An 11,664-nucleotide genomic window follows, 5' to 3' on the forward strand; every position below is an offset into this window, starting at 1 on the left:
AGTTACCAGGAGGTCAGCTATATTCAGACAGCTTCGCGGAAGGTGTTCCGGTACGCGCTCGGCGAGACCCCCAACGCCGCCTGCAGATGCTGGCGCAGCGACGCGGCGGTGCCGAAACCCGCTTCGGTGGCGACCTTGTCCACCGGCAGATCGGTCTCTTCGAGCAGCTGACGGGCCCGTTCGATCCGCTGCTGGGTGAGCCACTGCAACGCCGAAATCCCGACTTCGTCGCGGAACCGCCGTGTGAACGTCCTCGTGCTCATCGCCTCTTTCGCCGCCAACTCGCGCAGAGTCAGCGGCCGGCCCAGGTTCTCGAGCGCCCAGGCCCGTGCCGCCGCGGTCGAGGAGGACTGCGGCTCCGGCACCGGCCGCCGGATGAACTGCGCCTGTCCGCCCTCGCGATGCGGCGAGACGACCGTGCCGCGCGCGACCTCGTTCGCGATCGCGGCACCGTGATCACAGCGGATCATGTGCAGGCAGAGGTCGATCCCGGACGCGACGCCCGCCGCGGTCAGGACGTTCCCGTCGTCGGTGTAGAGCACGTTGGGATCGAGGTCGACCTTCGGGAACTTCGCCTGGAAATCCAGCGCCGAACGCCAGTGCGTGGTCGCCCTCCGGCCGTCGAGCAGGCCGGCGGCGGCGAGCACGAAGGCACCCGTGCAGATCGACGCGATCCTGGCTTCCGGCCGGATCAGCTCCAGCGCCCGCGCGAGCGGCTCGGTGAGGTCGTGCCCCGACGGTTCGTATTCGGTGGACGACGCCGGGATGACGACGGTGTCGGCCTCGGCCAGCACCTCCGGGCCGAGCCCGACCGAGATCGTGACGTCGGCGTCGGTCCGGATCTGCCCTGGCTCCGGCGTACAGGTGACGACTTCGTAGAGCGGCTCGCCGTCGGCCGACTTGGCCGTGCCGAACAGCCGGGTGACGATGCCCAGCTCCATCACCAGCATTCCGTGCCGGACCAGCACGGCGACCCGATGGCGGCCTGGATGCGTGAAGAAGCCCATGGCTCGATTCTTGCACATGTTGTCCATCGGGCCACTCGTCTCGGCCGGAAGAACGCGCGACGGTGGAACCATGAACGTGCTGTGGATCTTCGCCCATCCGGAACCCCGCTCCCTCGGTGGCTCGCTGCGCGACGAGGGATTGCGTGCCCTTCGCGCGCAGGGCGCCGGCGTCCGGGAATCCGATCTGTACGCGATGAAATGGAAGCCCGTCGTCGACGCCGACGACTTCGGCCGCGCCGCTTCCCCGGACCGGCTCGTCGTCGGCTCGACGTCGAAGAACGCCTTCGAGACCGGCGAACTCGGCGAGGACATCCGCGCCGAGCACGAAAAACTGGCGTGGGCGGACGTCGTGATCATCCAATTCCCGCTGTGGTGGTACGGAATGCCCGCCATCCTCAAGGGCTGGTTCGACCGCGTCTTCGTCAAGGGTTTCGCCTACGGTGTCCAGCGTCCCGACGGCCGGACGGCGCGCTACGGCGAAGGAGCGCTGGCCGGGAAACGCGCCATGGTCGTGCTGACCGCCGGGGCGCCGGAGGCCACCATCGGCCCGCGCGGGGTGAACGGCGATATCGGCGATCTGCTGTTCCCGTTGCAGCACGGGACACTCTGGTACGCGGGCATGTCCGTCCTTCCCCCGCTGACGATCTGCGGTGCCGACCGCTTCTCACCGGAGCAGTTCGAAGCCGCCGCCGCATCGCTGCGCGCACGACTGCGAACACTGGCCACTCAGGACCCGATCCCGTTCCGTCCCCAGAACGGGGGCGACTACGACGACGATCTGATCCTGCGTGACGACCTCGCCCCCGGACAGAACGGACTCGGCGTCCATCTGGCTCGATGATCTCCACCCTGGGGATGACCTTCGCCGGACGGACGCGCGCACACCGCGCATCCGGTTAAGTTCGCCGTATGAAACAGCCGTCGGCGCTCCCCCAACGGGTGGCGTACACGATCGACGCGCTCCTCGCGCTGGTGCTCGTCGTGGCCGTCGGCGGGAACCTGGCCGCGAGGACCTGGACGTTCCTCGTCGCCATCCCGATGTGGCTCGCCTGGGCGACGGTCGCCGCCAGCGGGATCGCGATCGCGCTGCGGCGCCACCGGCCACTGGTCGCGTACGGCCTCGGCCTCGGCAGCCTGGTCCCGGCACTGGTCGCCGGCAACGGGCTGGGCCCGGCCGCGCTCCTGGCCACGGCGTGCGCCCTGTACACCGTGGCGCTGGAACATCCGCGCGCCCGCTCGCTGATCGCGATGGGTCTCGGCCTGGTCGTCGTCATGATCTTCGAGTTCCTGCGGCTCGGGCCGAACACGATCGCGTCGACGGCCTTCGCGGGCGGCGGCGTAGCGGGCTCGTGGGCGCTGGGCTGGATGACGCGGCAGCGGCGCGCGAATCTGGCGCAGCTCGCGGAAACCCAAGCCGATCAGGCGGTTTCCGACGAACGGCTGCGCATCGCGCGTGAGATGCACGACGTCGTCGCGCACAGCATGAGCCTGATCGCGGTCAAGGCGGCCGTCGGCAACCACGTCGCGCGGGAACAACCCGAAGAAGCACGCGAAGCGTTGCGGGTCATCGAGCTGACCAGCCGCGAGACGCTCGTCGAACTCCGGCGGATGCTCGGCGTCCTCCGTTCCGGCGACGGCACGCCCGAGGCCGCGCTCGGCCCCGCGCCGAAACTCGCCGACCTGCGGACCCTCGCCGAACGCGCCGGACAGGCCGGGGTGCGCGTGGAACTGACCGGCGAAGGGGTGGACGACCTGCCCGAAGGTGTCGCGCTTTCGGTCTACCGCATCACCCAGGAGGCGGTGACCAACGTCGTGAAGCACGCGGGACCGTCGGCCTGCCGGGTCACGATCACCGAAGGCCCCGGCGAGGTCAGCGTCGAAATCGTCGACGACGGGCGCGGCGAAGGCTCGCCGCCGACGTCCGGCGGGCACGGTTTGATCGGCATGCGCGAACGCGTCGCCGTCTACGGTGGTGACTTCGAAGCGGGCCCGCTGCCCGCAGGGGGATTCCGGGTGTTCGCTCGGCTGCCGTACGCCGCCAAGGAAATGGGGACACGATGATCCGCGTACTGATCGCCGACGACCAGGCGTTGCTGCGCGGCAGCTTCCGCGTGCTCGTCGACAGCGCGCCGGACCTCGAAGTCGTCGGGGAGGCGAGCGACGGCGCGGAGGCCGCGGAACTCGCCGAGAAGGAGCGCCCCGACGTCGTGCTGATGGACGTCCGCATGCCCGAGCTGGACGGGATCGAAGCGACCCGGCGGATCTGTGCGTCGGCCACCACCGAAGGCGTCCACGTGCTGATGCTGACGACCTTCGACCTCGACGCCTACGTCTATTCGGCGCTGCGCGCGGGCGCGAGCGGATTCCTGCTGAAGGACACCCCGCCCGCCGAGCTGCTGACGGCGATCCGGGTCGTCGCGGCGGGCGAAGGACTGCTCGCCCCGTCGATCACGCGAAGGCTCATCGCCGAATTCGCGCGGCTGCCCGAACCCGGGCAGCGCGTCGCGGCGTCGCTGGACAACATCACCACCCGCGAACGCGAGGTCCTGAGCCTGATCGCGCGCGGGCTATCGAACGACGAGATCGCCGGAACGCTGCACCTCGGGCTGGCGACGGTGAAGACGCATATCGGCCACCTCCTGCACAAACTCGCGGCGCGGGACCGGGCGCAGCTCGTGATCGCGGCCTACGAATCCGGCCTGGTGCGCGCCTCCGTCCAGTGATGTCCGCCCGGTCACGCGTGTCGTCCGTCGGATCACGCGTGTCGTCCATCCGGTCACGCCGAGCCCCGCGGACGTTGCCTACGCCACACGCGAAGTGACCGTCGAGTAGCTAGGCTGCCGATTCATGAGCAGTGCGACGGAGCCGCTCGGGACGCCGCCCGAGGACGAACCGGACATCCACACCACGGCCGGCAAGCTGGCCGACCTGTACCGCCGATATGACGAGGCGGTCCACGCGGGTTCCGCGAGGGCGGTGGAGAAACAGCACGCCAAGGGCAAGAAGACCGCTCGCGAGCGGATCGACCTGCTCCTCGACGAGGGCTCGTTCGTCGAACTCGACGAGCTGGCGAAGCACCGCTCGGTCAACTTCGGCCAGGAGAAGAACCGGCCCTACGGCGACGGCGTCGTCACCGGCTACGGCACCGTCGACGGGCGTCCGGTGTGCGTGTTCAGCCAGGACGTCACGGTCTTCGGCGGTTCACTCGGTGAGGTGTACGGCGAGAAGATCGTCAAGGTGATGGACCTGGCGATCAAGACCGGCCGCCCGATCATCGGCATCAACGAGGGCGGCGGCGCGCGGATCCAGGAAGGCGTCGTCTCGCTCGGGCTGTACGGCGAGATCTTCAACCGCAACGTCAAGGCGTCCGGCGTCATCCCGCAGATCTCGCTGATCATGGGCGCCAACGCGGGCGGGCACGTCTACTCGCCGGCGCTGACCGACTTCGTGGTGATGGTCGACAAGACCTCGCACATGTTCATCACCGGCCCCGACGTGGTGAAGACCGTGACCGGTGAAGAGGTCTCCTTCGAAGAACTCGGCGGCGGGCGCACGCACAACACCCGTTCGGGGAACGCGCACTACCTCGGTTCCGACGACGAGGACGCGATCGCCTACGTCAAGGAACTGCTCTCGTTCCTCCCGGCGAACAACCTGTCCGAGGCCCCGGTCTTCGAGACCGACTCGGCACCGGGAGGATTCTTCGACGACGTCACCGAATCCGACCGCGAACTCGACACCCTCATCCCGGACTCGCCGAACCAGCCCTACGACATGCACGAGGTCATCACCCGCATCGTCGACGACGGCGACTTCCTCGAGGTCCACGAGCTGTTCGCGCCCAACATCCTGGTCGGCTTCGGCCGGGTGGACGGACGCAGCGTCGGCATCGTGGCGAACCAGCCGACCCAGTTCGCCGGCTGCCTCGACATCGACGCGTCCGAGAAGGCCGCGCGGTTCGTACGCACCTGCGACGCGTTCAACATCCCGGTGCTGACCTTTGTCGACGTCCCCGGCTTCCTGCCCGGCACCGACCAGGAATGGAACGGCATCATCCGGCGCGGCGCGAAGCTGATCTACGCCTACGCCGAAGCGACCGTCCCGCTCGTCACCGTCATCACCCGCAAGGCCTACGGCGGCGCGTACGACGTCATGGGGTCCAAGCACCTCGGCGCGGACATCAACCTGGCCTGGCCGACCGCGCAGGTCGCGGTCATGGGCGCGCAGGGCGCGGCGAACATCGTGCACCGCAAGACCCTCGCCGCGGCCGCCGCCGACGGCAAGGACGTCGACGCCCTGCGCGCCGAGCTGATCCAGGAATACGAAGACACCCTCCTGAACCCGTACGCGGCGGCCGAACGCGGCTACGTCGACTCGGTGATCGTGCCCGCGCACACCCGCGGCCATATCGCGAAGGCGCTCTCGCTGCTCCAAGGCAAACGAGAGACGCTGCCGCCCAAGAAGCACGGGAACATCCCGCTGTGACCGCGCCCGAGACCCCGCTGCTGCGCGTCGTCCGGGGCAACCCGGACGACGCCGAACTCGCCGCGCTGACCGTCGTCGTCGCGGCGGCGGCCAGCGCGCGGGCGCCGGAGCCGGCCCCCAATCGGGATTCGTGGTGGGCGGACAAGGCTTCGCTCGTGCGGGCTCCGCTGGCGCCCGGTGAAGGGGCTTGGCGCGCTTCGGCGCTCCCTCGCTGAAAGCGGCTTCGCGGGTTATCGTGACGGATCCGCCGACCGCGATCGCCCCCCAGAAAGCCGTGCGTGACGAACCAGGACCACCTCTCCACCGAATTGCGCCGCCTGCGCAAAGCCGCCGGGTTGTCCGGTACCGAAGCGGCCAGGCTCACCGGCCTCAGCCAGTCGAAGGTCTCGCGGGTCGAAACCGGCGCGTTCATGCCGACCGAGGAGCAGGTCGTCGCGCTGTGCCGCCTCTACCGCGCGCCCGCGAAGGTCCGGCGAGTGCTCGTCGCGATCACGCGAGACCTCCGCGAAGAGGCGTCGTCCGCCCGCGTCGTCCTCCAGCGCGGTGCGTGGCGGATGCAGCAGCGCATCGGCAAGATCGAGACGGCGTCCGCCCGGATCCGGAGTTTCCAGCCGACCATCGTGTTCGGCCTGCTCCAGACCCGCGACTACATCACCGCCCTGTTCGGTGATTCGCTGCCTGCCGTCGAACGCGACCAGACGGTCGAAGCCAGGCTGGAACGCCAGCGGATCCTCGACTCGAACCGCGAGTTCCACTTCGTGCTCACCGAAGGCGCCCTGCGCTGGAACATGGGCGGCGCGGCGACGATGCTGGCCCAGCTCGGTCACCTCATCGAGGTGTCCCGGCGCGGGCGGGTGCGGCTCGGGGTGATCCCGTGGACCGCACCGGTCTCGGTCCCGGTCCTCCACGGTTTCGACATCTACGACTCGCGCGCCGTGCTCCTCGGGACCCAGACGGCCACGGCGCTCGTCACGGACGAACGCGAAGTGGCCGACTACGAGAAGAACTTCACCGAAGTCGAGCACTACGCCACCTACGGCGACATCGCCTGCTCGCATCTGATGCGGATCGCGGCCGACTACCGACAGCTCGCGGTCGAACCACTTCGGTGACCTAATACCCTTTGCGCTATGCACTCCGAGAGTGCATCGTGAGTAAAGCACCTGTCGGTGAAGGTCCTCTTTCGTGCGCCGAACGCGAGCACCGAAGCCGTTCACCGACCAGCGGGCACAGATCACCCGATCTCGCCAACCTTGCTGCCGCGCAACCCGTCTACTTGCCGAAACAGTCACTGGGGAAAGGGCCTCCGATGACCACCTGGCACGAAAGCATGACCGGCTGGCACAAGTCGACCTACACGCACTGGGAAGAGAACGCCTGCGTCGAGGTCGGCGTCGCACCCGGCCTGGTCGGCATCCGGGACACCAAGCAATGGGCGATGCCGGACGAGACCCGGCCGATCCTGGTGCTCCCCGCCGAGTCCTTCGCCGCGCTCCTCGAGCACCTCGGTCGATGAACGACGTCGCCGAGCCGTACATGGTCCACGATCCGCGGGAGATGGCGGGCCAGCTGATCAACGGCAACTGGATCGTCGCGCGATGGGAACACCTCGGCGAGGACGAGGACCTCGACCACTGGACGGCCGTCCTGCGGAGCCACTGCGAAGAACTCGACGTCGATCCGTACGTCATCAACATCCCGCGCAAGAGCCTCACCATCGTCTTCAACGGCGCACTCCCCGCGCCGACGTTCGAACAACTCGAGAACTCGATCGCGGCCATCGAGTACCACCGCTTCCTCGAACGCGAAATCGGGCCGAGACCCCTGAGCTGACACGCGAGTCACGCCTCCAAGCACGCGAGTTACGCCTTCAAGCACGCGAACCCCGCACTTGAGCCCGAACCGGTCCTGCCATATAGTCCACTCGGAATAATCAGTAAGGAATCTTCCGAGAGGATCATCCATGGCCTCGAAGCTCACCCCACTCGCCATGGCGGTACTGGAGCTCCTCCACGAGCGGGCCATGCATCCGTACGAGATGGCGCAGCTGATGCGGGAGCGCTTCGTCAGCACGCGCGTCAAAGTGAAGGCGGGCTCGCTCTACCACACGGTGGATCGCCTGGTGCAAAACGGATTCGTCGAGGCCGTCGAGACACAGCGCGACGGCAAGCGCCCCGAGCGCACCGTCTACGCGATGACGGACGCCGGCCGCGACGAGTTCGTCGACCGGGCGCAGGACATGCTGGCCAACCCCGCCGAGGAGTATCCCGAGTTCCTCAGCGCGCTCGCCGTCATCGACGAACTCGGCCCGGAGATGTCGCTCACCCACCTCAAGCATCGCGTGCTGCGGCTTCAGGCCGCCATCGCCTCCGACCAGGTCGTGCTCGAAAACCTGGTCAACGAGCACAAACTCCCCGAGGTCTACTGGCTCGACTGGTCCTACGCCACCGCGCGGCGGGCCTTCGAGCTCCAGTGGACCCAAAAACTGGTCGAAGACCTGGAATCCGGTCGCATCCTGTTCCAGGGACATTGCACGCCGCACCTGAACCTGGTCACCGAGGACGACAGTGATGAACGCGCGACAAGCTAACCCCTGGGCGGCGCTTTCCGCGCTGTGCCTGGGTTTCTTCATGATCCTGCTGGACACCACGATCGTTTCGACCGCGATTCCCGCGATGCTGCGCGAACTCGACGCGGGGCTGAACGCGATCGTCTGGGTGATCAGCGTCTACCTGCTCGCCTACGCGGTGCCGATGCTGTTCGCCAGCAGGCTCGGTGACCGTTTCGGCCCGAAACGCGTCTACCTGGCCGGGCTCGTGGTGTTCACCCTGGCTTCGCTGTGGTGCGGCCTGTCCGGTTCTGTCGAAATGCTGATCGCGGCCCGCGCGGTGCAGGGACTCGGCGCCGCCTTGATGACGCCGCAGACCCTCGCGTTCATCAGCCATCTGTTCCCGCCGTCGAAACGCGGCCCCGCGATGGGACTCTGGAGCGGCGTCGCCGGGATCGCGGCCATCATCGGGCCACTGCTCGGCGGCGTGCTCGTCGACCATCTCGGCTGGGAATGGATCTTCTTCGTCAACCTGCCGGTCGGCGTGGCAGCGCTCGCGCTGGCGCTGCTCAAGGTGCCGGACTGGCAGCCGAAGCACTCGCATTCCTTCGACGTCCCCGGCATCCTGCTGTCGGGCGCCGGCCTGTTCTGCCTCGTCTACGGTGTCCAAAATGGACAGCAGTACGACTGGGGCCGCGTACTCGGGCCGATCACCGTGTTCGAGATCATCGGCGCCGGAGTCGCCCTGCTGGTCGCTTTCGTGGTGTGGCAACGGTTCAACCGCAGGGAACCGTTGTTGCCGTTGAGCGTTTTCGCGAACCGGAACTTCTCGGCCGGAGCGCTGACCTCGGTCACCGTCGGCTTCGCGATGACCGGCATGTTCCTGCCGCTGGTGATCTACATCCAAGCCGTGCTCGGCGAGTCGCCGACGATGTCCGGCCTGCTGTTCGCGCCGATGTCGCTGCTGGGTGGCTTGATCGGGCCGTTCGTCGGCCGCGCTTCGGACAAGGTCAACGGCAAGGTCCTGCTGATCATCGGCCTGACCGCGCTGGGCGCGGGGCTGGCGCTGGCGGCGCTGACCGCGCGGGCGGGTGCGAACGCCTGGGCGCTCACCCCGGCCCTGCTGGTGGCGGGCTTCGGGATCGGGTTCATCTTCGCGCCGATGGGCAACCTGACGATGAGCTCGGTCGAGCCGCGGCTCATCGGGACCGCGTCGGGCATCTTCAACACCGCGCGCCAGGTCGGCGGCGTACTCGGCAGCGCCGCCGTCGGCGTGCTGCTGCAGGCACGGATCAGCGCTTCGATCGCCGACGAGGCCACGGCCGCCGCGAGCGCGTTGCCGGAGCAATACCGGGCGCCGTTCGCGGAAGGTGTCGCGAAGGCCGCGGAATCGACCGGGGAGTTCGGCCCGTCCGGGACGGCGGCATTCCCCGGTCTGCCGCCGGGCGTCGCCGAACAGGCCCAGCGGCTCGCGCTGGACTCCGTCCACAATGGACTCACCGATGCGGCTCGGGTGACCCTGTTGCTGCCGGCCGCGGTGCTGGTGCTGGGTGTGCTCGCCGCGCTCACCATGCGCCGTCCGGCTCCGCGTCCGCACGCGCCGGTGCCCGAACCCGCCACCAGCGCCGCCTGACCCCAGGTCTCGTGAGCGATAAGGACAGGTGGCTCAGCGGTGCGCGAGCGGCGGGTTCGCGTGACTGACCGGACGACACGCGTGACTGGATGGACGACACGCGTGACATCGCCGGTCAGGGCTCGTGAGTGGTAAGGACGGTTCCAACCGTCCCTACCACTCACGAGGCCCTACCGGCGGTACCGCAGGCCGTAGCCGTACGGGTATAGCGCCTTCTTGCCGTCACCGACGTTCACCGGTTCCTGCGCCGCGCTGGTCGGCCAGCTGAACGTCAGCTTTCCGGTCGGGTTGTAGTCGCCGTAAAGGACATCCGCGACACCGGCGCCTTCACTGCCCGGGAGCCAGGCGGCGAGAAGCCCGTCGAACTGCGGCAGTTGCGCGGCGATGTCGAGCGGGCGCCCGGAAACGGTCACCACGACGACCGGGACCCCGGAGGCCTTCAGCTTGGCGATCGTGGCGAGGTCTTCCGCGTCGAGCCCGAAGCCGTTCGGGCGATCTCCCTGCCCTTCGGCGTACGGCGTTTCGCCCACCACGGCGACGGCGACCTGGTAGCCGCTGTCGATTCCGTTACCCGCACGGTCATAAGTCACCGTGGTTCCCTTCCCCGCCCCCGACTTGATCCCGTCGAGGATGGTCGTGCCCGGGATCACCGGGCCGCTCTGGCCCTGCCAGGTGAGCGTCCAGCCGCCCGCCTGGTTGCCGATGTCGTTCGCGTTCTTGCCCGCGACGAAGATCTTGTTGTTCTTCTTCGCCAGCGGCAGCACACCGTCGTTCTTCAGCAGCACCTGGGATTCACGGACGGCCTGCCGGGCCAGTTCACGGTGTTCCTTGCCGCCGAACGTCTTCTGGAGCGAACGGTCGGTGTACGGGCGTTCGAACAGGCCGAGCTTGAACTTCTGCGCCAGGATGCGGCGGTTCGCGTCGTCGATCCGGTCGCGCGAGACCCGGCCCGCCTCGACTTCGGCCTTGAGATAGGAGATGAACTGCGGCGCGTCCCACGGGACCATGAACATGTCGATACCCGCGTTGACCGAGAGCCGCACCTCTTCGGGGGTGAAACCTTCCTTGCCGTCGATCTGGTTGATCGCGTTGTAGTCCGAGATCACCAGACCGGAGAACCGCAGCTCCCGCTTGAGGACATCGGTGATGAGGTACTTCTCCGCGTGCATGCGCACACCCTGGAAGCTGGAGAACGAGATCATCACCGAGCCGACGCCGCGATCGATCGCCTCCCGGAACGGCGGCAGGTGGATCTGGCGCAGTTCGCGTTCGCTGATCTCGGTATCGCCCTGGTCGACGCCGTTCGTCGTGCCGCCGTCGCCGACGTAGTGCTTCGCCGTCGCGAGCACCGATCCCGGTTTCTCGCCGAGCCTGCGCCCCTGAAGACCGGTGATGGCCGACGCGTTGGCGATGGCGTCGCGCGGGGATTCGCCGAAGGATTCGTAGGTCCGGCCCCAGCGATCGTCACGGGCGACGCACAGGCACGGCGAAAAGTCCCACTGCGGACCGGTTCCGGCGACCTCCAGCGCCGTCGCGCGGCCGATCTTCTCGACGAGGCGCGGATTGTTCGCCGCGCCGAGACCGATGTTGTGCGGAAAGATCGTCGCGCCGTAGACGTTGTTGTGGCCGTGCACGGCGTCGACACCGTAGAGCGTGGGGATGCCGAGCGGTGTCGAGATCGCCGCCTTCTGGTACGCGTCGACCATGTCGGCCCACCCGTTCGGCGTGTTGCTAGCGGGCACCGAGCCACCGCCGGAGAGCAAGGACCCCAGCTTGAGCGCGGCGGCCTGCTCGGGGGTGACCGCGCCACGTTCGGCCTGGGTCATCTGGCCGATCTTGTCGTCGAGGCTCATCCGCCCGAGCAGGTCGTTCACCCGCGCGGAGGTCGAAGCGTGAGGGTTCTTGTAGACCGGCCCCGGGGCGGCCGACGCCACCGGCGACAGGGCGGAACCGGCCAGGAGCAGTCCTGCGAGCACTGTGGTTTGCGTCGT

12 protein-coding genes are annotated in these 11,664 nt (G+C 68.2%); 10 read left to right on the forward strand and 2 right to left on the reverse strand.

The window, feature by feature from the left end; all coding sequences use genetic code 11:
- Positions 1-23: 23 nt before the first annotated feature.
- Positions 24-1,034 (reverse strand): GlxA family transcriptional regulator, encoded by a 1,011-nt coding sequence (locus tag CVV72_RS24305; RefSeq protein WP_219145955.1) that lies wholly within the window; start codon positions 1,032-1,034, stop codon positions 24-26.
- 43 nt (positions 1,035-1,077) lie between these two features.
- Here CVV72_RS24305 and CVV72_RS24310 point away from each other — a divergent pair, with 43 nt between their 5' ends.
- From CVV72_RS24310 to CVV72_RS24355, 10 genes are all read left to right on the forward strand, one after another.
- A complete protein-coding gene (locus tag CVV72_RS24310) occupies positions 1,078-1,848 on the forward strand; it encodes an NAD(P)H-dependent oxidoreductase (RefSeq protein ID WP_219145956.1) in 771 nt (256 codons plus the stop codon).
- A gap of 68 nt (positions 1,849-1,916) precedes the next feature.
- The gene (locus CVV72_RS24315; protein ID WP_219145957.1) at positions 1,917-3,068 is read left to right on the forward strand and encodes a sensor histidine kinase; all 1,152 of its coding nucleotides are present in this window, start codon (positions 1,917-1,919) and stop codon (positions 3,066-3,068) included.
- Positions 3,065-3,730, forward strand: a complete 666-nt coding sequence (locus tag CVV72_RS24320) for a response regulator transcription factor (protein WP_125680156.1) — start codon at positions 3,065-3,067, stop codon at positions 3,728-3,730. Before CVV72_RS24315 ends, CVV72_RS24320 begins: the two co-directional genes overlap by 4 nt.
- 124 nt (positions 3,731-3,854) lie before the next feature.
- Positions 3,855-5,492: an acyl-CoA carboxylase subunit beta gene (locus CVV72_RS24325; protein WP_219145958.1), complete on the forward strand. Its 1,638-nt coding sequence runs from the start codon at positions 3,855-3,857 to the stop codon at positions 5,490-5,492.
- Entirely contained in the window at positions 5,489-5,707 is a 219-nt protein-coding gene (locus CVV72_RS24330; protein ID WP_219145959.1) for an acyl-CoA carboxylase subunit epsilon, read from the forward strand. Before CVV72_RS24325 ends, CVV72_RS24330 begins: the two co-directional genes overlap by 4 nt.
- 63 nt (positions 5,708-5,770) lie before the next feature.
- Entirely contained in the window at positions 5,771-6,604 is an 834-nt protein-coding gene (locus CVV72_RS24335; protein WP_219145960.1) for a helix-turn-helix transcriptional regulator, read from the forward strand.
- A gap of 197 nt (positions 6,605-6,801) precedes the next feature.
- Positions 6,802-7,008: a DUF397 domain-containing protein gene (locus CVV72_RS24340; protein WP_034304771.1), complete on the forward strand. Its 207-nt coding sequence runs from the start codon at positions 6,802-6,804 to the stop codon at positions 7,006-7,008.
- Positions 7,005-7,325, forward strand: a complete 321-nt coding sequence (locus tag CVV72_RS24345) for a hypothetical protein (protein ID WP_219145961.1) — start codon at positions 7,005-7,007, stop codon at positions 7,323-7,325. Before CVV72_RS24340 ends, CVV72_RS24345 begins: the two co-directional genes overlap by 4 nt.
- A gap of 130 nt (positions 7,326-7,455) precedes the next feature.
- Positions 7,456-8,082 (forward strand): PadR family transcriptional regulator, encoded by a 627-nt coding sequence (locus CVV72_RS24350; protein WP_219145962.1) that lies wholly within the window; start codon positions 7,456-7,458, stop codon positions 8,080-8,082.
- Positions 8,063-9,673, forward strand: a complete 1,611-nt coding sequence (locus CVV72_RS24355) for a DHA2 family efflux MFS transporter permease subunit (RefSeq protein ID WP_219145963.1) — start codon at positions 8,063-8,065, stop codon at positions 9,671-9,673. The genes CVV72_RS24350 and CVV72_RS24355 overlap by 20 nt, the downstream gene beginning before the upstream one ends.
- A 170-nt stretch (positions 9,674-9,843) precedes the next feature.
- On the opposite strand, the gene CVV72_RS24360 is transcribed toward CVV72_RS24355, so the two are convergent.
- Positions 9,844-11,649 carry a glycoside hydrolase family 3 protein gene (locus tag CVV72_RS24360; RefSeq protein WP_219145964.1) on the reverse strand — a complete coding sequence of 602 codons (1,806 nt, stop codon included), beginning with the start codon at positions 11,647-11,649 and terminating at the stop codon, positions 9,844-9,846.
- Positions 11,650-11,664 lie beyond the last annotated feature (15 nt).

Source organism: Amycolatopsis sp. TNS106 (assembly GCF_019330265.1).
GTDB classification, from domain to species: Bacteria; Actinomycetota; Actinomycetes; order Mycobacteriales; family Pseudonocardiaceae; genus Amycolatopsis; species Amycolatopsis lurida.

Excerpts from the sequence above, each read along its gene's own strand:
- CVV72_RS24305 (WP_219145955.1), bottom strand. The coding sequence starts at position 1,034 with ATGGACAACATGTGCAAGAATCGAGCCATGGGCTTCTTCACGCATCCA.
- CVV72_RS24310 (WP_219145956.1), top strand. The coding sequence starts at position 1,078 with ATGAACGTGCTGTGGATCTTCGCCCATCCGGAACCCCGCTCCCTCGGT.
- CVV72_RS24315 (WP_219145957.1), top strand. The coding sequence starts at position 1,917 with ATGAAACAGCCGTCGGCGCTCCCCCAACGGGTGGCGTACACGATCGAC.
- CVV72_RS24320 (WP_125680156.1), top strand. The coding sequence starts at position 3,065 with ATGATCCGCGTACTGATCGCCGACGACCAGGCGTTGCTGCGCGGCAGC.
- CVV72_RS24325 (WP_219145958.1), top strand. The coding sequence starts at position 3,855 with ATGAGCAGTGCGACGGAGCCGCTCGGGACGCCGCCCGAGGACGAACCG.
- CVV72_RS24340 (WP_034304771.1), top strand. The coding sequence starts at position 6,802 with ATGACCACCTGGCACGAAAGCATGACCGGCTGGCACAAGTCGACCTAC.
- CVV72_RS24345 (WP_219145961.1), top strand. The coding sequence starts at position 7,005 with ATGAACGACGTCGCCGAGCCGTACATGGTCCACGATCCGCGGGAGATG.
- CVV72_RS24350 (WP_219145962.1), top strand. The coding sequence starts at position 7,456 with ATGGCCTCGAAGCTCACCCCACTCGCCATGGCGGTACTGGAGCTCCTC.
- CVV72_RS24355 (WP_219145963.1), top strand. The coding sequence starts at position 8,063 with ATGAACGCGCGACAAGCTAACCCCTGGGCGGCGCTTTCCGCGCTGTGC.